Annotated in this window: 18 protein-coding genes and 2 pseudogenes; 11 read left to right on the top strand and 9 right to left on the bottom strand. The window is 65.0% G+C overall.

The annotated features are described in order from the left end of the window. Window positions 1-8 precede the first annotated feature (8 nt). Window positions 9-845: a TrmH family RNA methyltransferase gene (locus ACIBAG_RS09510; RefSeq protein ID WP_399102804.1), complete on the bottom strand. Its 837-nt coding sequence runs from the start codon at window positions 843-845 to the stop codon at window positions 9-11. Window positions 846-1,049: 204 nt separating this feature from the next. Between ACIBAG_RS09510 and ACIBAG_RS09505 the strand changes: the two are divergent. The 3 genes and pseudogenes from ACIBAG_RS09505 to ACIBAG_RS09495 all read left to right on the top strand — a co-directional run. Further along, window positions 1,050-1,241 (top strand): annotated as a pseudogene (locus ACIBAG_RS09505) (GNAT family N-acetyltransferase); the annotation flags it as partial. 468 nt (window positions 1,242-1,709) lie between these two features. After that, the gene (locus tag ACIBAG_RS09500) at window positions 1,710-5,459 is read left to right on the top strand and encodes a GTPase (protein WP_399102802.1); all 3,750 of its coding nucleotides are present in this window, start codon (window positions 1,710-1,712) and stop codon (window positions 5,457-5,459) included. Continuing rightward, on the top strand, window positions 5,456-7,183 hold the full coding sequence (locus ACIBAG_RS09495; protein ID WP_399102800.1) for a GTPase: 1,728 nt from the start codon (window positions 5,456-5,458) through the stop codon (window positions 7,181-7,183). The genes ACIBAG_RS09500 and ACIBAG_RS09495 overlap by 4 nt, the downstream gene beginning before the upstream one ends. Window positions 7,184-7,426: 243 nt before the next feature. On the opposite strand, the pseudogene ACIBAG_RS09490 reads toward ACIBAG_RS09495, so the two are convergent. Next, window positions 7,427-7,561, bottom strand: a pseudogene (locus ACIBAG_RS09490) (IS701 family transposase); the annotation flags it as partial. A gap of 173 nt (window positions 7,562-7,734) precedes the next feature. Between ACIBAG_RS09490 and ACIBAG_RS09485 the strand changes: the two are divergent. Beyond that, on the top strand, window positions 7,735-8,376 hold the full coding sequence (locus tag ACIBAG_RS09485) for an HAD family hydrolase (protein WP_399102798.1): 642 nt from the start codon (window positions 7,735-7,737) through the stop codon (window positions 8,374-8,376). 12 nt (window positions 8,377-8,388) lie between these two features. Continuing rightward, window positions 8,389-9,258 carry a DUF1932 domain-containing protein gene (locus ACIBAG_RS09480; RefSeq protein WP_399102796.1) on the top strand — a complete coding sequence of 290 codons (870 nt, stop codon included), beginning with the start codon at window positions 8,389-8,391 and terminating at the stop codon, window positions 9,256-9,258. A gap of 11 nt (window positions 9,259-9,269) precedes the next feature. Here ACIBAG_RS09480 and ACIBAG_RS09475 read toward each other — a convergent pair whose 3' ends face one another. Together ACIBAG_RS09475 and ACIBAG_RS09470 are read right to left on the bottom strand one after the other, a co-directional pair. Next, window positions 9,270-9,821 carry a guanylate kinase gene (locus ACIBAG_RS09475; protein WP_399102794.1) on the bottom strand — a complete coding sequence of 184 codons (552 nt, stop codon included), beginning with the start codon at window positions 9,819-9,821 and terminating at the stop codon, window positions 9,270-9,272. Beyond that, window positions 9,818-10,831 (bottom strand): AAA family ATPase, encoded by a 1,014-nt coding sequence (locus ACIBAG_RS09470; protein ID WP_399102792.1) that lies wholly within the window; start codon window positions 10,829-10,831, stop codon window positions 9,818-9,820. The genes ACIBAG_RS09475 and ACIBAG_RS09470 overlap by 4 nt, the downstream gene beginning before the upstream one ends. A 121-nt stretch (window positions 10,832-10,952) precedes the next feature. Between ACIBAG_RS09470 and ACIBAG_RS09465 the strand changes: the two genes are divergently transcribed. After that, entirely contained in the window at window positions 10,953-11,501 is a 549-nt protein-coding gene (locus ACIBAG_RS09465; protein WP_399102790.1) for a helix-turn-helix domain-containing protein, read from the top strand. A 113-nt stretch (window positions 11,502-11,614) separates the two neighbouring features. Further along, complete coding sequence (locus tag ACIBAG_RS09460) at window positions 11,615-12,601, top strand: phosphotransferase family protein (RefSeq protein ID WP_399102788.1); 987 nt, start codon at window positions 11,615-11,617, stop codon at window positions 12,599-12,601. Window positions 12,602-12,777: 176 nt separating this feature from the next. On the opposite strand, the gene ACIBAG_RS09455 is transcribed toward ACIBAG_RS09460, so the two are convergent. The 5 genes from ACIBAG_RS09455 to queC all read right to left on the bottom strand — a co-directional run bounded on the left by ACIBAG_RS09455 (window position 12,778) and on the right by queC (window position 16,135). Beyond that, on the bottom strand, window positions 12,778-13,197 hold the full coding sequence (locus ACIBAG_RS09455) for a hypothetical protein (RefSeq protein WP_399102786.1): 420 nt from the start codon (window positions 13,195-13,197) through the stop codon (window positions 12,778-12,780). Window positions 13,198-13,674: 477 nt separating this feature from the next. Next, window positions 13,675-14,442: a GTP cyclohydrolase I FolE2 gene (locus ACIBAG_RS09450; protein WP_399102784.1), complete on the bottom strand. Its 768-nt coding sequence runs from the start codon at window positions 14,440-14,442 to the stop codon at window positions 13,675-13,677. A gap of 3 nt (window positions 14,443-14,445) precedes the next feature. Further along, window positions 14,446-14,802, bottom strand: coding sequence for a 6-carboxytetrahydropterin synthase QueD (gene queD / locus ACIBAG_RS09445; RefSeq protein ID WP_030951629.1), 357 nt, complete (start codon window positions 14,800-14,802; stop codon window positions 14,446-14,448). Continuing rightward, window positions 14,802-15,437 carry a 7-carboxy-7-deazaguanine synthase gene (gene queE / locus ACIBAG_RS09440; RefSeq protein ID WP_399102782.1) on the bottom strand — a complete coding sequence of 212 codons (636 nt, stop codon included), beginning with the start codon at window positions 15,435-15,437 and terminating at the stop codon, window positions 14,802-14,804. Before queE ends, queD begins: the two co-directional genes overlap by 1 nt. Before the next feature lie 2 nt (window positions 15,438-15,439). Beyond that, window positions 15,440-16,135 (bottom strand): 7-cyano-7-deazaguanine synthase QueC, encoded by a 696-nt coding sequence (gene queC / locus ACIBAG_RS09435; protein ID WP_383883063.1) that lies wholly within the window; start codon window positions 16,133-16,135, stop codon window positions 15,440-15,442. Window positions 16,136-16,244: 109 nt separating this feature from the next. On the opposite strand from queC, the gene ACIBAG_RS09430 reads away from it, so the two are divergent. From ACIBAG_RS09430 to dbpB (ACIBAG_RS09415), 4 genes are read left to right on the top strand one after another with little or no spacing between them, the layout of a single operon-like run. After that, entirely contained in the window at window positions 16,245-17,159 is a 915-nt protein-coding gene (locus ACIBAG_RS09430) for a hypothetical protein (RefSeq protein ID WP_399102780.1), read from the top strand. Further along, entirely contained in the window at window positions 17,156-18,298 is a 1,143-nt protein-coding gene (dbpB, locus tag ACIBAG_RS09425) for a DGQHR domain-containing protein DpdB (RefSeq protein ID WP_399102778.1), read from the top strand. The genes ACIBAG_RS09430 and dbpB (ACIBAG_RS09425) overlap by 4 nt, the downstream gene beginning before the upstream one ends. Beyond that, window positions 18,295-19,539 (top strand): tRNA-guanine transglycosylase DpdA, encoded by a 1,245-nt coding sequence (gene dpdA / locus ACIBAG_RS09420; RefSeq protein WP_399102776.1) that lies wholly within the window; start codon window positions 18,295-18,297, stop codon window positions 19,537-19,539. The genes dbpB (ACIBAG_RS09425) and dpdA overlap by 4 nt, the downstream gene beginning before the upstream one ends. 48 nt (window positions 19,540-19,587) lie before the next feature. Next, a complete protein-coding gene (gene dbpB / locus ACIBAG_RS09415) occupies window positions 19,588-20,685 on the top strand; it encodes a DGQHR domain-containing protein DpdB (RefSeq protein WP_399102774.1) in 1,098 nt (365 codons plus the stop codon). Window positions 20,686-20,737: the final 52 nt, after the last annotated feature.

The raw sequence follows: 20,737 nt of genomic DNA, 5'->3' as shown, positions 1-20,737 counted from the left end.
GCAGAGGATCAGCCGGACTGCTTCTTTGCGGCGATGCGCTGGCGGGAGACCTCGTACAACACGGCTGTCGCTGCGTTCGCCGCGTTCAGGGAACTCGCGGCCCCGCCCATCGGGATGCTGACCATGCGATCGCACGTCTCACGCCACGCATTGCTCAGGCCGGAGGTCTCGTTGCCGATCACCAGCAGCGTGGGTTGCGTGAAGTCGAAGTCAAAGACATCACAGTCACCGTGCTCATCCGTGCCGACGATCACGATCGGAGTGCCCTCAGCTCGCTTCGCCTCAACCCACTCGGCCACATCCCGGTGCGCGGGAACTCGGACCGAAGGGAGAGCAAACAGCGACCCCGTACTGGCCCGCACACACTTCGGGTCGTACACGTCGGCTGCATGGCCCGACACGATCATCCCGTTCGCCCCGAACGCATCGGCGGAGCGAATGATGCTGCCGATGTTTCCCGGGCTCGTGGGACGATCGAAGGTCACGCCGAGGAAGCCCTGCCCCACCTTGATACGGGAAAGATCATCAGGGGGCATCTCTACGACCGCGACGACCTCCGGAGCGTCTTCTGACTTCTCGCCCAGGTCGGCCAGCAGACTCGGGGCCATCGCTACACGTTCGGCCTTCGTGGTGCGCAGCATGTCCTCCGCCCAACGAGACAGCGACCGCTTGGCGTCGTAGATGATCGTGTGGATCGTCCAGCCATGCTCCACCGCCAACGAGATCGGCCGGACTCCCTGCACCAGGAACTCCCTGGCCCTTGTCCGCTTGTTTCGGTTGGTGAGAAACGACTCCCACTGCTGGAAACGAGCATTACGGCTTGAAATCCGCTGGGCCGCTGGCACACGGCCTCCTATCTCTGATCATCCTTGTTGGCCTACAAGACTCTAGTTCGGCGGCACCGCGTGGCGCGAGTTCGACACCGCAGCGCAGTCTCGACGGCCCGGCAGGGGCCGACGGTCTTCTTGGACCAGGTTGGCGCAGAACGCGGCATTGACTGAGGTCCGAGCGGCTCGTACACCTGCCAGACGTGAGGAAAGCTGTCCGCGGACGCTGGCTCATGGGCCGACACGCGCTTCGACCACGGACGCATCACGTTCTGGTCGACCCCGGACGGCACCCGGGCGGCACTGGCGGCGGAGGTGCTGCTGTTCGCGCACCTAGGCAACCCCACAAGCAACGGCCTGTACCAGCGGATCGACTACCGCCCGGTCACGGACTTCGCGGTGTACGACTTCTAGGCACATCCGGCGGGTCGTCGGGGCATGTTGTGACTGCGCCCCAGCGATGCGCTACGGCAGCCCTGGGGCGCAGCGCAGACGCGACGCGTCCCCCGACCACAGCTCGAGTGCGGACCCTTTATGCCCCGAGTTGCCCATCGTATGGGCTGTGAGCTGTTGTAAGGCTCATCCTTTGGAGCATGACGCCCCCTCCGCTCAACCACTTCGAACCGCTCCGCGAGGGTTGCGGACGCTGTAGCGGGCCGTCGATTCCCAGTCGACGCGGAGGGCCGACCACCCGTCGGGGGGCGTTACCGAAGCCGAATCCCCGCTCTCCGCACCCGATCAATGTCGCTCAAGAGCGGACGAACGTTGCTCTGATTTTGTTCACATTTCCCCCTTCAGGGTAATTTCCCGATCACGAGATCGATTTCCTGCGATTCCGGGTAAACATGGCATGGGACATCGGTCGGACGTGGGGGGCGTCACATGACGGGGGGCGGCGGGTTCGGTCTTGCCCAGGCCACGGGGCTGCAGGACGCATGCGCGCGGGCGGTGGAGGAAAGTCAGGCCGCCGCCGACGCGCTCCGGTCACGAATAGTGGAACTGGCCTCTCAGGTACGGGCGGTCCGGGTCCGGGCGTCCGATGCGGCGACCATGCTCGCCCAGCAGGACGAACTCCTCGCTGAACAAGTCCTCCAGGAGATGGAGGACGCGGTCGGCAACCGGATGGTCCACCTGGAGACGTTCAACATCACCCTGTTCGGCCGGACCGGCGCGGGCAAGAGCAGTCTCCTGGAGGCCCTCACCGGCGGAGACGGCAGCCGGGTCTCCCCCGGCAGCAGCGACTGGACAACCGAAGTTCACCACATCGTCTCGGGGAAACTGCGCGTCACCGACACCCCTGGCGTCGAAGGATGGGGACGATCGGAGGACCCCGAGGAACTGCGCGCCCGGGCGCTCGCGGCTCTCGCAGCATCCGACCTCGTCGTCCTGTGTTTCGATACGCAGAACCAGCGGGCGGCCGAGTTCCGGACCGTTGCGGAATGGGTGGTCGCGTACCGCAAACCCGCGATCGCCGTGCTCAACGTGCGCAACGCCGCCTGGCGCTACCCGCCACGGGCGCAGACCGTCCGCGCCCGGCGCAGCCTGTCCAGGACGGTGCGCCAGCACACGGACGAAATCAGCCGAGGGCTGCGGTCAATCGGCCTGGCCGGGACTACGGTCATCGCCCTCAGCGCCAAGAACGCGTCTTTCGCTCGCGTCAGGGGCTCCTACGCCGGCCACGACGCGGAGGGGTTCCTGCGGCGACTCAGCCAGGCCGGATCAGCGGACGTACTCCTTGAATGGTCCAACCTCCAGGCCTTGGAATCGCTACTCGTCGAGGCAGTGGGCGGTCACGCCACCCGGCTCCGCCTGACCGCCCTGTACGAACAGGTCCGCACCTGCGCCGTACGCGCCGCAGCCAACTACGCCACCGCCCGGGAAGAGCTCAAAACCCTGGCTGAACAGGCAGAACTCGGCATCGAACGCGTCCTCGCGGTTCTAGGCGCCCCAGAAGCACTCGGCCGCACCGGTGAAAGTGCCGACCGACGCGCCGTCGAAGGTGTCCTTGCCGAGCTCTCGCACCTTGAGACCCTGCGCGGACGCCGCCTCCCCGCACCGTCCAGGGGGTCGGCGCTGCACCACGCCGACCAGCTGGTCACCGCCCGGATCGGCCCGCTGCGCGCCGCCTCGCTGGCCCGTGCTGAGCAGCTCGTCGACCAGGCGATGGCAGAGCGCCGGAAGATTGCTCCCGAGAGGTTTGCCGACCAAGTGTTCGGGGGCGACGAGATCGCCGATGCCGTGTCCGGGATACGCAACGACTTCACCACGTTCCTGAAGGCCCACCTCGAACTGGTGGCGGAAGACGTTCGCGCAGACGTGAAATGCGTGACGGACCGTGGAGTGCGAATCGCAGGAGCCAAGGGGAGGCTGCTGCATCGGACGGGCGTGACATTGTCGGTTGCCGGCATCGGGGCGAGCCTCGTCGGTGGTCTGGCCCTGGCGAACATCTGGAATCCCCTCGGCTGGAGCCTCTTCGCAGTCGGCTTTGGCGCCGCGCTGGCGAGCCTGACGCTGGACCTGCTCGGGTCGTGGTCGCGGAAGCGGGCCGCCGCCCGCCATGAGCAGGAGCTCGGACGGGCGCGGGCCAACGCACGCCGGACGGTCAACGAGGCGTTCGACCAGCTTCTGGCGGATCTCGGCCGGGCGTTCACCACCGCCGCCCAGCAGTGCCTGGCCGAGGCACTTCCGGATGCCGTGGCACACGCGACGATGCTCCGCAAGAGTTCGGCGGCGCACGCGGCGCGCCTGAGCGCGATGGAGAAGTTCCTCGACAGCCTCCCCCCGAAGGACACGCAGGACGACCCGCGTACCGTCCTGCACCGGGCTGCGGCCAAGTGCGAGCTCTACGTGGGCCGGGCGGCGGACCTGTGGCTCGGCGAGGCATGGACCGAGGGGTGGATCGCCGAGGGGCAGCCAGGCACTACGCCGGACTCGCGCGTCATACCGGCGGCGCCGCGCATCGACGTCGTGCCCAGGGTGGCGGATGCACTCACCGCGTCCGCCACCGCGCAGGGCGCCGGGCGTGCATGGCTGGACCGCCAGCGAACCGCCCTGTCTACCGATCCGCGAACCGCGGCTGTCGTCGCAGAGCTGGACGAACTGGCAAGCAACGGACACGTCCGCGTGGCCTTCTGCGGTGACCAGAGCGCGGGGAAGTCGGCTCTGATCGCCCGGCTGCTCCGCGCGAGTGGGCGATCGGTCCCGTCGTCGCTCGCCTCGGGCGGTGGTCAGGTGACGCGAAAGGTCGCCGAGTACCCGTGGAGCGGCCTGCTTCTCGTCGACACGCCCGGCTTCCAGAGCCGGGAGGACGCCTCACCGAAGGACACGCAACTGGCGGTGGCCGGCGCCACGGTCATCGTCCACGTCTTCAACGCCAACGCCCTCGCCGGCGACCTCACCGATACCCGGGCGGTGCTCGGCCCCGAGCGAGCCGCGCCCTTGCTGCTCGTCATCGGCCGCGCCGACGAGATCGGCATCGATCCGGAGGACTCGCCCCGCGCGTTCGCGGCGCTATGCGCGCACAAGGAGGCGGAGCTACACGAGGCCCTGCGCAGGACGGTGAACCGGCATCGACGGTGGCCGACACCTATCTGTCTTTCCCCTGCCCCGTACGGCGGCACGGTAGGCGACGCCCTGTGGGACGGCGTCGCGCCATTCGCCGATGCCCTGTTGGAACACCGCGATGCACTGAAGGCGGTCGCCGCGGACATCGCAATCCTGGACCGGGCCGTCCACCTGTTGACCGCCCTGGTCGAGGAGACCGAGGCCGCCACAGAACAGCTCCAAGCAGAACAGGAGGGGCTGCTAAGGCTCCGCAGTGACGCCAGCACAGGACGGGCCGCCGCCCGCGCGCTGGCCGCGGAACGCGCCTCCGCTTTGGAAAGAGTCGTCGCCGACTTCGTCGAAGACCTCGTTGGCCGGGCACTTGCCACACCCGACAAGAACGCCCGCGCGGCCGTCGTCGCACGGCTGGAGCGCATCGCCTCCGACCCAGAGCTCGCTCAGCTGGCCGACGAGTGGGCCCGCGCCACCCACGCCCAGGTGGAGGGCCTGGTCCATGACACCAACGCCTCCCTGGCACGCCGCCGCAGCGCCGTGGCCTACGCAACCGCCACGACTGGACCAGCGCCAGCCGCCAACGTGGACGTGGCCGCGTTGCAGGGCGGCCGCCGCCGTTCCCGGGCCATCGGGCCGGCGCTGTCCCGAGTGTCCGGCGTACTGTCCCGACTGGACAAGGTGGCGCGTGCTGCCAAGGAGGGCGCACGCGGCGCACGGTTCCTCAAGACGGCGGGGCCGGCCGTAAGCATCGCCGGAACTGCCTGGAGCGTGTGGGAACTCGTCGAGGACATCCGTGGTCGAGAGGAGCGGGAGAGCGAGCGCGCCGAGTCCGTCAGGAAGTTGCACGCCTGGGGCCGCGAACGCGCCCGCGACCTGTGCGACCGTGAGCCGGCCCTGCGAACCCTGCGGGAGCACACCACCGAACTGTACGGGCTGGCGGACGACTGCGACCGGCACGTGGCGGCGGTCGAGGCCGCACTCGCCGAGGCGGAGACGCGGATCGCGCTGTCACGCACGGCACTGGAAACGGCCCGACGGCACACGGACAAACACACAGGGGGAGAGGACGCATGAGCGAGTCCTGGTTCGGCAACGTCCAAAAGACCGTCGCAACGGTCCACGGTGAGCAGTGGCGGCGGACGGCAGAGGAGGACTGGCAGCGGCATGCCGACCGGCCGTCCATCGCCGTGGCCCTGCACGGGCCCTACGACGCTGGGAAATCAACGCTGGTCAAGCGTCTGCTGGTGGAGGACGGAACACCGATCCCCCAGTGGCTCACCATCAGCGGGCGCAAGGAAACGACCACCACCTCCGAGGTCGACTCCCGCGGCATCACCTACGTCGACACCCCGGGCACGGTCGGCGGCAACACCCAACACGACCGGCAGGCCGCCGACGCCGTAACGCGGACCGACGCACTGCTGCTCGTCATCACCCCGCAACTCCTGGCGGACGACGCCCGGTGGATCAGGTCTTTCGCCGCCGGCACGTTCTACTCCACCAGTCCGCGGCCACTGTTCCACCCCGGCGCCCTGCTGCTGGTCATCGCCCAATCCGACACAGCCGGCGTCGACCCGCTGGACAGCCCCGAGGGATTCCGCTCCCTGTGCGACCGAAAGCGCGCGGAACTCGACCGCATGCTGGACCTCGGCGACCAGGACGTCCGGCCCCGGGTCCACATCGTGGCCGCCGACCCCTACGCCCAAGTCGGCGCAGAGCCGCAGCCTTCCCGCTCCGACTACGCGGACGCCGCCGACTGGGACGGGCTGGCCGATCTGCGCGCCGACCTGGCGGCACTCGGCGAACGGCTCCACGACCTCAGGGCCGCCGGACGCATCCGCTACTGGAGTCTGCTAGGCAAACGCGCCGCAGAGGCGGCCACCCGAGAGATCGCGGAACTCGAACCCGTGCTGGAGGAGGCCCGTTCCCGCCAGGCGCGCAGGAAACTTCTGCTCGTCAAGCTGGAGACACTCGTGGACGCCGCGTCCGTCGAGCTGCAGACCGGAATCGACGGTGCCCTCCACGGCATCGCCGGCATGCACGGAATGAGCGAGGCGGGGCTGCGGGCAGAGGCACAACACCGGCTGACGGAGTACCTGGAGTCCTGGTACGCAACCCGGGACCGGCAGCTGAAGGAGCTGGCCGCCGAGGCCGACGCCGAGATCGACATCGAACGTGTACGCCCGGCCGCCAAGCAGTTCGACACGTGGATCCACGACCTGGCGGACCGCACCGCATCCCCCGACGGGACCCGATCCCTCACCCACTTCACGGACGGCGCCTCCGCAGCGGTGAAGGCCAGCTTCTGGGTGCGGCACCGCATGACGGTGCAGACCGCCAAGGAGGAGCTTCGCAAAGCCGCCGATGCCGGATCCGTCGAGGCGTACCTGGCGTCGGCGGACGCTGCGTTCAAATCGAAGGAAGGGTTGGAGAGCGCCCGCACCTGGCTGCCCCGGGCGGAGTTCTTCGCCGAATTCGCTTCCGTGGCCGCGGGCTTGGCCCCGCTGGTCCAGGAATCCGTGGAGAAAAAACTCGCCGCTGAACAGGAGCGCAAGCGCCGCCGGGAACTACAGTCCCATATCGACGCTGTCTCCGCCGAACTGCGGGAACAGGTCTTCGACGACCCCGACCGAGGCTGGAGGCGGGCGGCCGAGAAGCTGCGCGAGCGCATAGTGGTCGACCCGTGGCTGCAACCCGTCGTGGCCACGGCGAAGGAACGCGTTGATGAGCTTCGCCGTGCCTTGGCCCTGCTCCACGAACTTCTGCAAAACCCCCCTGCTCTCCCCGGGCCCGCATGAGGCCGGGGAGGCTGCCTGAGGCGCGGGCACCGGGTACGTAAGCCGCGTGACGGTGCGTCCGGAGATCCTAGGCGTGCTACCGGGCTGAGGAATTCTTGGTGTCGTCTGGGCAAGATGACTTTGAAAACGACCTCAGTAGGACTGCGTTTGGCCTGCCTCGATCTTTGGGTCGTGCGTGTCCTGGTGGGCATGGTCCAGGTCGAGGCGGTGCTTGAGTTGGCGGTAGTCGTGCTCGATGCGTCAGCGGGCCTTGGCCAGACAGATCAGGTCAGCAATCGGAGTCTGCGTCGGCAGATTGGACAGCCAGTAATCGGTGGGCGCCTCGGCGTCGGCGGGCCATTCGATCGGCAGCCAGTAGTCCGGCAGGACCACGTCCCACCGGACCTGTTCAGCCGAGCCACGCTACACGGGGCACTTCCCTTGGAGTGATCGCAATCTGAGGCTGGCGTCGCCAGTACTCTCCTCTGACCGTTGACGGCGCCACGCCAACAGGCAAGGACTCCCGGCCAGGCTGCCCTGCTTGCCACCGGGTCCAGCTAGGGTCTCGCCCTATGCAAAGGCTGGCCCTCTTCGATCTCGACAACACGCTCCTCAACCGCCAGTGGGCGCTCACAGAGTGGGCGTCCGACTTCTGCGTCATCCACGGCCTGGCAGAAGCACACCTCGTTGACGCGCTCCAGGAGAGGGCTTACCCGGCCACCTTCGAGCGGCTGCGTCACGAGCTCGTTCTCGAAGAGCCGGCCGCGCAACTCTGGGGCCATTACGTGACCGGCATCGCGGCCAAGGTGCCCCGCCGCCCGGACGTCATCGAGGGCTTGGAGCAGATGCAGGCCGCACGGTGGCGACTAGGCATCCTCACCAACGGAGCCGCCGACATCCAGCGCGCCAAGATTGCCGCTGCAGGGCTCACAGGGTCGGTCGACGCCATCGTGATCTCAGAAGAGATCGGGGCACGCAAGCCAGAAGCGGACGCCTTCCACGTCGCCGTGGCCCGCTGCGGCGGCACTCCCTGGGAAGAGGGCTGGATGGTCGGTGATGGAGTGGACACCGACATCCGCGGGGGTAGCGCGGCCGGCCTGCGCACTATCTGGATCAGCGGCAGTAGGCCATGGCCCGGTGGTGACGTAGCGCCGGATCACGTCACCACCGACGTACGGCAGGCGATCGACCTGCTGCTCACCGAGGTGAGTTGAGAGGACATCGTTGTGGATTCTGAAGCGATCACGGTTGGGCTGCTACACCCCGGCAGCATGGGCGCTGCCTTCGGCGCCCAGCTGCGCAGGCAGAACGTGCGGGTGCTGTGGTGCACGGACGGCCGCAGCAGCCGCTCCCGAGCCCGCGCCGAGAACGCCGGCCTCGAAGGCGTTCAGAACCTTGGGCAGCTGGTGGCGCGCGCCGACGTGCTGTTGTCTCTGTGCCCGCCTGCGGCTGCGGTGGACGTCGCACAGCAGGTGGCTGCCTGCGAGCTCGACGGCCAGTTGTACATCGAGGCGAACGCGATCACACCGCGCCGCGTCAAGGATGTCGCAGAGCTTCTCCCCGGTGCGGTGGTCATCGACGGTGCGGTGGTCGGCTCCCCGCCGACGGGCGGCAAGCAGCCCACGCTGTATCTGTCCGGAAACCCGGACGGCTGTACCCACGCCACGGCCTTGTTCAGCGAGAGTGATGTGAAGACCAAAGTGCTAGGCGCCGAGGTAGGGGCCGCCTCCGCGCTGAAGCTGTCGTACTCGAGCTATCAGAAGGCCTCCCGTGTCCTGGCGGCGCTCGCCTACGGCGTCGCCGATGCCAGCGGCGTTGCCGGCGAACTCCTTGAGATCGCAGGCAAACGGGGCGGCAGCTACCTGACCGAGATCGACTACATCCCCAAGACAGCGTCCCGCGCCTGGCGCTGGGGCCCGGAACTCGACGATGCAGCAGCCCTGCTGCGGGAGGCCGGGCTGCCGGACGAGCTGATGCGTGCAGCCAGCCGAGTCCTCAGCCGGTGGTCGGGCGCCCGAGAGCGCGAGCTCACCATCGACGAGGCCCTCTCGCACCTCTGCGTCGACCACGACTGCGGGGAACGCGACGAACCGTAGTGCCCTGGTGATCAAATAGCTCGTCGAGTCAGAAGATCAATCTCTTGTGCCGCCTCTGCGGGGGACATTGCGTCAGTATCGACCTGCAGATCCCAGGCGAAATCCGGGCTCGCCTTGATGTCCTCGGCTGTAGCGTCCCAGGCTGTCAGGCGGGCCTCCGTGTCGCTATCGCCGCGCCCCTTGGATCGAATCTCGGTGCTTTCCCTCGAACACCACAGCAGCACACTGGTCCACGACGCGGCGAACTTCTCCACCACCGCCTCAAGGCCTGCAATCTGCCCTAGATGGAGGATGGGGATGCGCCCCTCCTGCGTGGCCTGGACGAGGCCGGGTCGGTCCACGAGGTAGATGTTGCCGTACCTATCGTTGCGGTAGATCACCTCCCCGCGCGCCTCCAGCTCTGTGAGCTGATCAGCCGAACCCATCCGGTAGCCATGGGTGCGGCCACTGCCAATCTTCAGGCGCGTGAACGCACAATATGCGTCGTTGAGTTCGCAAAGCGCCGCTGTGACGGTGTCCTTTCCGGATGCGGGAGGACCGTATAACAGGATGCCCTGGTTCATGCGAATACCGTCCCAAAGATCTGCCGAACCTGATCAGTGAGGGATATGGCCGCGCCGAGACGGTTGTCCACCACCAAGTGCGGTACAGCTGGTCGTAGTTCCGGATCCACGGTCGAGGCGTACTCCTCCCAGTTCTGCAACTTCCAACTGTCGCGGGCTGCTGAACGGAAGCTGATGTACTCGTGCATAGTCTCCAGGTCGCACCGGATCCAGATGACCGCCACGGTCACGCCCCGTGCCTCACAGCGGTTGATCAGCCGGCGCATCCACTGCACGTCGTTCACTTCAGCCACGAACGGTGCGGTGAGCACCGTGCTGATCGAACAGTCGACGTTGGCATAGGCGGTCTCCAGCAGGCATTGGTACTCCAAAGGCCGCACCTTCTGCCGATATACCTGGGAGTGGCGGTCATTTGGGTCGCTTCCCATCTCGACAAGTAGACGTTCAACGAGCGGACGCGTGATGGGGTCTTTGTCGAGAACGGGCCACCCGGTGAGCCGTGAAATGAACCTCGAGAACTCCGACTTCCCGCTTCCGGCGAAGCCACCCACCATCAACAGGGTTGGCCGATTCGGGTCGCCGCCTGTGTGGCGACGTTTCCACGCGTCAATGATCCGCTGCTGAACCTCCTGACCGTCGTTGCCGGCGTCGTCGCCTGGAGCGATCTGCAGCACCGCGCGCTCGACGGCCAGTACGTGGTCGCCGAGAGGCTCCACCTGCGCTGGGGTGAGCTTCAACTGCGTCTGCTCGCCCGGCAGGGCCTTCCGAAACCCCAACTCGGGCTCGGTGGACCGGTAGAGAAGGCAGTAGGCCCTGCGGTAGTGGGGGCCGGGGTAGACCTCGCCCTGCTCGTGCTGCCACAGGGTCTGAAAGTTTGCTGCCGGCACAGTGAGTCCAGCGGCGCGCGCCACTTCACGTAGCCGCTCACCGGCACCCTCAAGCGTCAGACCATGTGCTTCGCGCATGGCGCGAAGCTGGTCCGGACGCCACCCCGCGCGACTCTTGGCCATGCCTACCGCCTGCCCATTACTCACCATGATCGGGACTCTAAGTCTGCCCCGTGTGAACCCATGTGTAAGCGGATGTTGAAAAGTCACGTCGCCCGATGTTGAGCGGCTTCACCAAGCCCCAGTGATACTCCGCGGTACTGATCGCAGATGTGATTGGCCCCTCCGGCAGAGCACTGGCCGGAGCCCAAAAGTTGAACACTCGACGAGGGGGACGATCAGGGTGTCGGGGCCGCGAACCACCGAGGTAACTGCAACCGCGCGCGCCAGTCGCCGGTGTACCACCTGCGGGTGCCGCCTGAGCCGGTACAACAACGACAGCATCTGCTCCGGCTGCAACCGCAGTAGGACAGCAGCCCATCCGGCTCGCCCCTCTGTCCCCGCTCAGGTCTGGTCTCACCAGGACGTCAAAGACGCCCTACTCCAGAGGGACTTCGGCAGACTCTGCCAACTCGTACGAGAGCGCGGCCATCTCCGCCAGGAGGACATGGCTCTCCTAACGGGGTTGAGCCAGTCGTTCCTGTCGATGCTGGAGTCCGGGCAGCGGCGCCTCATCAACATCGACCGGATCATCGTGCTCCTGGACGGCCTGGACGCACCCGCTGACCTCACAGGACCGATGCTCCTTCCTGCCCAGGTCATGCCGGCCCTGCCTCTGTATGCCGTCTCCTGACCTTGGTACCCAGCATGAGAACTCCGCGATTCAGGGGAAACACGCGCCGCTGACGATCAGAAATCAGCAGGAAACCTGTCGCGCGCTGTCGAGCGTTCCTTCACCCTGACTGCATGCCGAAGATCCTCACCCCGCGGCTTCAATACGATTCCACTGCCGCGCGCCCGCGCTGGTCACAGCTTCCGCAACACGTACGCGATCTCATCGAACGCCATCTCGGCGGTGCCGTACACGCCGAGGAGAGCGCCGGGGGCGGCTTCACCAGCGGGTACGCAGCCGTGGTCGAGGGCACTCACGGCTCCCAGTTCGTCAAAGCTGTCGACGCCCGGACCAACACGGTGGTGGCCGAATGCTACCGGCGCGAGGCACTGATCAACGAGGCGCTCCCGTCGGCCGTTCCAGCTCCCCGCATCCGGTGGCTGGACGAGCAGGAAGGGTGGCTCGTGATCGCCTTTGACGCGGTCGAAGGCGGACGTATGCCTGGCGCGCCGTGGACGACCGACGACCTAAATCTCACCCTTGCCACATACGCTGTCACCGCCGAGGCTCTCGCGGAACCGTCCGAGCAACTTCAACAGGTCGGTCTGAGGCCGGTCGGTGACGGCGGCGACTTCGACGACTGGCGCACCGTAGCCTTCGGTACGCCCAGCCCCAAGGTTTCCCTTCCTGACTGGGTGCCCTGCGACAAGTTGGAAGCGTTGGCTGAGCTGGAATCATCATGGCGCCCAGCGGTGGCCGGCAACGCTGTCCTGCACCACGACCTGCGTCAAGACAACGTACTCATCGACGCCCACGGGACCGGATGGATCTGTGACTGGAACTGGCCCTGCCTGGGCGCCAACTGGTTCGACCTCGTACTGCTCTTGGCCACCGCGTACGCCGACGGCCACGATGCCACCGCCCTCTTCCAGACTCATCCCACGGCCCGAGGAGTGAACGGCGAACAGCTCGATGCTGTCCTCGCCGCCCTCTCGGGCTTCTTCCTAGTCTCCGGCGCGCAGCCACCGGCGGACTGGTCCCCTTACATTCGCCAGCACCAGACATGGTGTGGCGAGGTCACTCTGCGATGGCTGGCGGACCGCCGGCGCTGGCGGCTCTGAGGACGATGGCCATCCACAGTCTCAGCGGGATCCTGGCCACAACCTGCCAGGGCTGTTTCAGGCCAGGCCCGACGAGCTACCCGAAAATTCGGGGACCGCAGTCTCGTCGGACAACGAAGATGGCATGCACCCTCCTCGGCTGTGCACTCGCTCAGCCCAGTCGCGAACCTTAGAAATCAACTGTCGAGACCACAGACGCCACGCCATGCCTGCGTCAACGCCTCGACAGAGCCGTACCGATGAGCGGGGTCGTCGGCCGTCGCACGCTGAATCACGGCCAACTGAGCACGAGAGCCGCGCCACGCCTGCTCCTCATCACCGGCGTCCAGGAGTAGACGCAGCGCGCGGCCAAGCACGAATACGGTCGTGCGAATGTCGATGGTCGAGCCCCTGATGAACTCTTCGGGCGCCATGTAGCGCCGCGACCCTGGAAGTCTTTCGTCTTCAAGAATGAAGGGCCCAAGCCGGTACTCATCCAGATCACACAAGACCATGCGGTGCGCCTCGAAGTCGTACAGGAAGCACCCGTCATAGAGATCGACCGCGACCAACCCCGCCTGCTCGACAGCCAGGTGTGCGTCCAGGACCTCGTCCAACGCCTGCAGAATGTCGGGGATAGGCAGCCTGCGAAACCGGGCTGTCTGGGGCTGCGCGGCCCCCGTGTGCATAGGTTGTGGGGTGATACAGGACCTCACCCTCGGCCCAGGGATAGACCAGCGCCAGGCCATCTCGGAGTTGGAAGTGGTGCCGCAGGGGAACGATCGCCGAGTGCTGCAATTCGCCGTGTACGTCCACGGCTCGGCGCAATGAGGATGCTGCCAGCGGAGTGGTTGCCCCCTTCACGAACCACCGTTCATCGCCGACAGCCACCCCGTAAGACTGGCAGCCGGAGTCCTGGTCGCGGAAGGCTCGGACGATGCTCCCCACGTCTTCCAGGTACGGCTCCAACAGATCAACGGCTTCAACGTCCAGCAATGGATGCGAGGGCATGGGCCACATCATTCACTGCTCTGTCGAGGTCTCCACCTGCTCTGAGCAGAACGGTGCGGCAGTGGCTTCTACCCGATGCTCACTCACCCGGCGACGTATGCGACTGCGTCGTGGCTATGGATGCTTTCTAGGTTGCAGACCCTCACCGAGTGACGAAGACCCCGGTCGCGGCAGACGTGGCTGACTTCACGGGCAATGTCTTCGACGAACACAGGGTGGTCGTACGCCTGCATCGTCAGCGCACGTTCATCCGGACGCTTCACCAAGGGCACGACGGGAGCGGACGCACACCGTTCCAAGAGTCGAACTGCCTGCTGCACCCCAAAGGGATAGGGAGTGTCCCCGTGCCCTGTCACGGACAGCGTGACGCGGCTGCGCTGGTTGTGGGCGCCGTAGTCAGAGATCGCTTTCGAGCACGGGCACAGACTGGTGACCTCGGTCGTAACCGACGTGATCACCGTGGTGTCTCCGTCGTCCCAGCGGCCGTCGAACTGGACATCGTGGACCTGGTACGACTCGGCGCCAGTCGCTGGCGCGACTACGGTCGTGCTCAACGGGACGGCTACCGACACCGCGAGCGCCGGTGCATCCAGGAGGTCCGCACCGACTTTCAGCACGTGCGGCAGCTTTCGCGGATCGAACCGGCGAAGGTGCTCGTGGGCGAGAGCCACCATGCGGCTCATGTGGGTGCCACGGCGGTCATGCTGGAGCCGTACGGTCACTTCGATCTCGGCGATGCCTTCCTGGCGGAGGTGGCCGTCTTCGAAGTACAGCGGGTAGCGCAGGCCGCTGATGCCGACCTCGTCGATCTCGATGCCGCGGGTGTCGGTCTCGTTTTGGATGTCGTGCATCGCTCACTCGCCCCGGTAGGTGCAGCCGGACGTGCACGTCTCGCGGACGGTGAGCGCGGAGAGGTCGGGCAGGGTCGGCTTCAGCCGCTCCCAGATCCAGCGGGCGAGGACCTCGCTCGTCGGGTTCTCCAGGCCCTCAATGTCGTTGAGGTAGTAGTGGTCGAGCTGCGCTTCGAGGGGCTTGAATGCCTTCTTGAGGTCGCCGAAGTCCATGACCCAGCCCGACTCGGGGTCGACGGGAGCCTCGACATGGACGATGACCTTGTAGGAGTGGCCGTGCAGGCGCGCGCACTTGTGGCCTTCGGGCACGTTGGGCAGGCGATGTGCAGCTTCGAAGGTGAACTCGCGGAAGATTTCCATTACTGAATTCCCAGATATTTGTGCGTCTGGAGAGAGAGGATCCAGCGCGGGTTCTTCATGCAGTAGTCGACCGTCGCCCTGGTGTTGGCTTCAGCGTCCGGGCCGTCCATGGGCTGGAGCCGGAAGTACCGGAAGTCCAGGTGCTCGAACTGACGGGGGTCGCCACCCAGTTGGGGGTAGACCAGCTTCAGTTCGTCTCCGCTGGTCACGACGAGTTCGGAGCCAATCTTGGGGCTGACGCAGAGCCAGTCGATGCCGTTCGGCGGTACGCGGGTGCCGTTCGTCTCGACGGCCACCTCGAAGCCGCGGGCGTGCAGGGCGTCGATCGCCGCTTCGTCAAGTTGTAGGAGCGGTTCGCCGCCGGTGCACACCACGAAGCGGTGCTCCCTGGACGACGACGGCCATGCCTGCTCGATGGCTTGAGCGAGGTCGTCCGGGGTCCGGAACCGGCCGCCGCCTTCCCCGTCGGTTCCGACGAAATCTGTGTCGCAGAACTGGCAGATCGCACGGTGACGATCCTTCTCCAGGCCCGTCCACAGATTGCACCGGGAGAAGCGGCAGAAGACGGCTGGGCGACCTGCGTGACTACCTTCGCCTTGCAGGGTGTAGAAGATCTCCTTGACCAGGTAGGTCATTCTCACGCGCCCTGGTACTGCACGGGGTCGGTGACGCCGGCCTCGGCGAAGCCCTTGAGGCGGAGCAGGCAGGTCTCGCAATGTCCGCACGCCCGCCCCTGCTCGTCCGGGTCGTAGCAAGAGGAGGTCAGGGAGTAGTCCACGCCGAGGCGCAGGCCTTCACGGACGATGTCGGCCTTCGACATGGAGATGAGCGGGGAGTGCAGCTTGAGCTTCTGCGTGCCCTCGACCCCGGCGCGAGTGGCCAGGTTCGCCATCTGCTCGTACGCCTCCATGTACTCAGGCCGGCAGTCCGGGTAACCGCTGTAGTCGACCGCAGTTACACCAGTGAAGATGTCACTGGCGTTGACAGTTTCGGCGTACGCCAGAGCGAACGACAGGAAGATCGTGTTCCGTGCAGGCACGTAGGTGATCGGCACGCCGCCTTCCTCGGTGTGGTCCAGGGAGTCGTGCTTGGGCACGTCAATGTCGGAGGTCAGTGCGGACCCACCGAAAACTCGCAGGTCAATGTCAGCAATGACGTGCCGGGCCACACCCTGGGCCGCGACCACGCGCTTCGCAGCCTCAAGCTCCACGCTGTGGCGCTGGCCGTACCGGAAGCTGAGGGCATACGGCGTGTAGCCCTGGTCCTTCGCGATGGCCAGAACCGTGGTCGAGTCCAGACCACCGCTCAGCAAAACGATCGCAGGACGTCCCATGCCTTACTCCCTAGTTAGACCGTCATGTACGCGTGCAGCCTAGCGTGATAACTGGCAGGTAGAGTAACCGCCATCAGGTACTAGTTATGGCTGTCAGGAGTCGAGCTGCGTGAGGCAACTATCGCTGGTGGTTACGTGTACCGACCGCAAGGTCGATACGCCGGACGCAGCTCTGTGCGCCAGGAACCTGCCGAAGGGCAGCGTGGAGGAACGCTCCAGTAACTGGCAGAAGCGCATCCAGACAGCGACCGCACGCGGCGGAGCCTCCCTGCCCTCGCTCACGGACCTCTACCGCGGTGATCACTGGACCCGAGCTCGCCGACTGACGGTGGCTGCCTCGGCAGCAGGTTTCAAGGCGCAACTGTGGGTGGCATCGGCCGGACTGGGCCTACAGCCGGTGGAGCCGAAGACGCAGACTGCGCCTGCCTATGCGGCAACCTTCAGCACGCGGCACGCCGACTCAGTAGCCACATCTGCAGCGGAGAACGCCCAGTGGTGGGGCCACCTTCAAGCGGGATCCGGCCAAGCCCAGCTCCAGGAACTCGGCCAGCGGGGGCCGGTGCTCATGGCGCTCTCCGAAGTCTATGCAAGCGCGATGGAGGAGGAACTCCTAGCTCTTGGATCCCTCGGGGGTGAGGCGCTTCTCATTGGCGGCTTGCGCGAGATCCCTGGAATCCACCGAGTTCGTTCCGACGCTGGGCTGCGCCATGCGCTGGGGGGCACGTTGACGAGCCTGAATGTGCGCATGGCCGAGTCGTGGCTCCAGCACTCCAAGGACGGCACTCTCATCTCGCCGGCCACGCAGAAGGCGTGGAACGAGTGGGCGGCAGCCACCACGAAACCAGAGCAGTACAACCGACAGCCCATGTCGGATGAAGACGTGATCGTCTTCATCAAGCGGGAGACAGCGAAGCTGCCAGGCGTCTCCCGCACACGGCTACTGCGAGCCTTGCGCGATGACGGCAAAGCCTGCGAGCAAAGCAGATTTGCGAATCTATACAAGAGGACCATGGGGGAACGGTGACAGAAAACGTCATCCGCCGCAGGGCACTACGGATCGAGCAAAATCCGGGCATCCCGCTGTATGTGTTTGCGCTCGAAGCGGGAGAGATTGACCGCGTAGCCGACGTGGCCCGGATCTCTCGGGACGAGGCAGGCAGACTGTTCGGGTACCAGAGGGCGGAAAAGAAGCAGCATGTGCAGCAGATCCTCGAATACCTCGACAGCGAGAACGTCCTGTTCCCCAACGGCCTCATCCTTGCTCTGCCCACCTCGGTACGGTTCCGGGGAAGCCGAGGGCCGAACAGTACAGACGGCCTCTCCACGACCGGGACGTTGGAGATTCCCCTGCCGGATTCGTCAACCGCTCCCAGGCCTGCCTTCATTGTGGACGGTCAGCAGCGAAGCCTTGCCCTCGCACGTACTCGGCGGTCCAAGCTGCCTGTCACGGTGGCTGGCTTCGTGGCTGAGGACATTCAGGTGCAGCGCGATCAGTTCCTTCGCGTCAACACCGTGTCACCCCTGCCCGGCAGCCTGGTGACGGAACTCCTCCCCGAGGTGCATACCAAACTCCCGACGAAGCTGTCCGCGAAGAAGCTGCCTTCCGTCTTGGTGAGTGCTCTGAACCAGGACGCTGATTCTCCCTTCAAGGGACTGATCAAGCAGGCGTCAACCATCACGGATAAACGGTCCAACGCTGTGGTGAAGGACAATAGCCTGATCTCGGCTATTGAGGAGTCCCTGAAGCCGTCGGGCGCATTGTTCCCGTACAAGAATCTCTCGAACGGCACGGTCGACACTGACGCAATGCGCAACATTCTTGTCACATACTGGAGTGCTGTGCGAGACACCTTCCCTGACGCTTGGGGCGTGTCTCCTACCAAGAGCCGCCTCATGCACGGCGTCGGCATCCGCTCGATGGGGCGACTGATGGACCGAGTGATGGACCGCGTACTAGCCGACGCAGAACCAGGTTCGCCGGAAGCCTATGAGAGGGCTAAGGCCGAGCTGGCGTTCATCGCGCCACAATGCCGATGGACCAAGGGGCGCTGGCCGGAACTCAACACCCCGTGGAATGAACTCCAGAACTTGCCGCGCCATATCAGCACCCTATCGAACCTTTTGATTCGCATCTACCTCCAGTCAAGGACGAGCGCGTCGTGAAGTTCTACTTCCCTGATAGTCAAGACCAGATTTATCCCAGGTATGACTTTATCCACGATGAGTACCCCGATGAGCGCCATCGTCAGCGGGACGACTTGTATGCCCATCAGGCAGTGAAGCCAGCCCCCTACGACGGGATACTGGTCAGCAAGGCCATCGTAGATGGGTCGATTAAGGGAGCGGGGAAGTACAGCGCCCCTCAGAGGGCGCGGCTTTATCGAGACGGTGTGAGGACATTTTTCGGGCTGCCTGAGCCGATGGAGAGCCTAGGCGACTGCGGATCCTTCACTTACATCAATGAAGAGCGCCCACCTTACGAGACTCCTGAAGTTCTCCACTACTACACTGAGTGTCGATTCAATGCGGGAATCAGTATCGACCACGTGATCTTCGGGTACCGGCCCGATGCTCCCGACGAGGAGGTCGATGAGGCATGGGTAACGCGTCGCGAGCTGTCACTCGATTATGCGGAGAAGTTCTTCAAGGCCACTAAAAGTCACAATAGACTGATCGCTGACGGGAAACTGCATCTGGAGCCAGTCGGCGCAGCGCAGGGCTGGAGCCCGGCCAGCTACGCGGATAGTGTCGTGCAACTCCAGAAAATGGGCTACAAGCGCATCGCCTTGGGAGGCATGGTTCCGCTGAAGACGCCGGAAATCATTGCTTGCCTTAAGGAAATTTCCAAGATTCGCAAGCATGACGTCGGGTTCCATCTTCTCGGAATTACCCGCATTGACAGCATGGAACGCTTCGCCGATTATCACGTCACTAGTTTCGATAGTACATCGGCATTCCGGCAAGCCTTCATGGATGAGAAGAACAACTACCATACCGCCGATGGTTCGTACGTTGCGATTAGGGTTCCCCAAGTTGATGGAAACCCTACTCTAAAGCGACTGATCTTGGCGGGTGTGGTTTCGCAGTCGGCGGCAATCAAAGCTGAACGTGAATGCCTCAAACTGCTGCGCCGTTATAGAGACGATGAGGATTTCGACGTGCAGGAGGTCATCGATGCTTTGCGCGCCTATCACGCCCTCATCGGTGACGCAAAGAAACTAAAGAAGGTCGACGACTACAGGGAAACTCTTGTCGACCGCCCTTGGGATCGCTGCCCGTGTGAACTTTGCAAGAAGCACAAGATCGACATGGTCATCTTCCGCGGAACAGAGAGAAACAAGCGTCGCGGGTTCCATAACATGACTGTGCTCGAAGCTAAGATGCGCAAGCTGCCGCTCACATAATCGCCCAGACCGCGCACAGCACTCAAAGTAACTCAAACAGGAGATGATGTGGCCGACCGCTACGTTCTGAAGGTTCCCGCCCTCAAGGTGCTCCAAGGCGACAAGGAGATCTACTGCTTCGCTGTCGATGGCAAGAAGTTGGAAGACTTTGCAGCCGTCTCGCGCATCCGCCGCGACAGTCAGAGGAAGCTGCAGGGGTACCAGCGGCCTGAGGTCCTGAGCCACATCCGCTCGATCCGCCGCTACCTTGAGTCCGAGGGCGCGATGCTCCCCAACGCCTTGGTTCTCGGCTTCGATGATCGCGTCACGTTCGAACCCGCGGTTCGCGGTGGCAGCGTGAGCTACTCCATCCCCGGCGAGTTGATCATCCCGGTCGACGAGTCACTGGCTGACGACGAGAAGCCGGCCTGGCTCGTGGACGGTCAGCAGCGCAGCGCAGCGATCAGGGACGCCGACCTGGCAGAGTTCCCCGTCGCGGCTGTGGGCTTCATTGCGTCTCAGGAAGAGCAGCGGTCGCAGTTCATCTTGGTCAACTCGACCAAGCCACTGCCCAAGGGGCTCGTGTACGAACTCCTGCCGGAGACCACCGCCAAGTTGCCGCGCTCGTACGCGCGTCGCCAGCTCGCCGCCAAGATCATGGTCATGTTGAACATGGGAGACGGCCCCTTCTGCGGAAGGATCAGCAGCCCCACGTCGCCTACCGGCAATATCAAGGACAACAGCATTCTGAGCATGCTGGAGCACAGCATCTACGAGGGCGCACTCTTCCAGTACCGGAATGCCGAGGACGGCTCCGCGGACGAGGAGGCGATGCTGGCGCACCTTCTGGGCTTCTGGACAGCAGTCGAGAACGTCTTCGAGGGTGCGTGGAGCAAGCCTCCCAAGGATTCCAGGCTGACTCATGGCGTGGGCATCCAGGCCATGGGCTATGTAATGGATCAGCTCACCACAGGCGTCCACTACGACAAGGTCAACTGGGACAAGATTCGCATCAGTCTGCGCCGGCTCGAGAAGCACGTCGCCTGGACTCCCGGCGGCACGTGGAAGTTCTCGAATGGCGAGGAACGCAACTGGAACGGCCTCCAGAACACGGCCAAAGACGTACGGCTGCTCAGCACTCACCTGCAGACCCTGGTCAGCAAGTAGCCGAAGCCTTGCCCTTTGGAGGTCTCCCCGAACTGATCGGGGAGACCACCAG

The sequence above is a fragment of the Streptomyces sp. NPDC051243 genome, assembly GCF_044455405.1.
Classification (GTDB): Bacteria; Actinomycetota; Actinomycetes; order Streptomycetales; family Streptomycetaceae; genus Streptomyces.
Note: the sequence above shows the minus strand (reverse complement) of the source record. Positions and strands in the feature narration are given on the sequence as shown.

Bases quoted from the DNA above. Each gene is read 5' to 3' on its own strand.
- ACIBAG_RS09475 (WP_399102794.1), bottom strand. From the start codon at position 9,821: ATGAACCAGGGCATCCTGTTATACGGTCCTCCCGCATCCGGAAAGGAC.
- queD (WP_030951629.1), bottom strand. From the start codon at position 14,802: ATGGAAATCTTCCGCGAGTTCACCTTCGAAGCTGCACATCGCCTGCCC.
- queE (WP_399102782.1), bottom strand. From the start codon at position 15,437: ATGACCTACCTGGTCAAGGAGATCTTCTACACCCTGCAAGGCGAAGGT.
- ACIBAG_RS09450 (WP_399102784.1), bottom strand. From the start codon at position 14,442: ATGCACGACATCCAAAACGAGACCGACACCCGCGGCATCGAGATCGAC.
- ACIBAG_RS09485 (WP_399102798.1), top strand. From the start codon at position 7,735: ATGCAAAGGCTGGCCCTCTTCGATCTCGACAACACGCTCCTCAACCGC.
- ACIBAG_RS09495 (WP_399102800.1), top strand. From the start codon at position 5,456: ATGAGCGAGTCCTGGTTCGGCAACGTCCAAAAGACCGTCGCAACGGTC.
- queC (WP_383883063.1), bottom strand. From the start codon at position 16,135: ATGGGACGTCCTGCGATCGTTTTGCTGAGCGGTGGTCTGGACTCGACC.
- ACIBAG_RS09470 (WP_399102792.1), bottom strand. From the start codon at position 10,831: ATGGCCAAGAGTCGCGCGGGGTGGCGTCCGGACCAGCTTCGCGCCATG.
- ACIBAG_RS09460 (WP_399102788.1), top strand. From the start codon at position 11,615: ATGCCGAAGATCCTCACCCCGCGGCTTCAATACGATTCCACTGCCGCG.
- ACIBAG_RS09500 (WP_399102802.1), top strand. From the start codon at position 1,710: ATGACGGGGGGCGGCGGGTTCGGTCTTGCCCAGGCCACGGGGCTGCAG.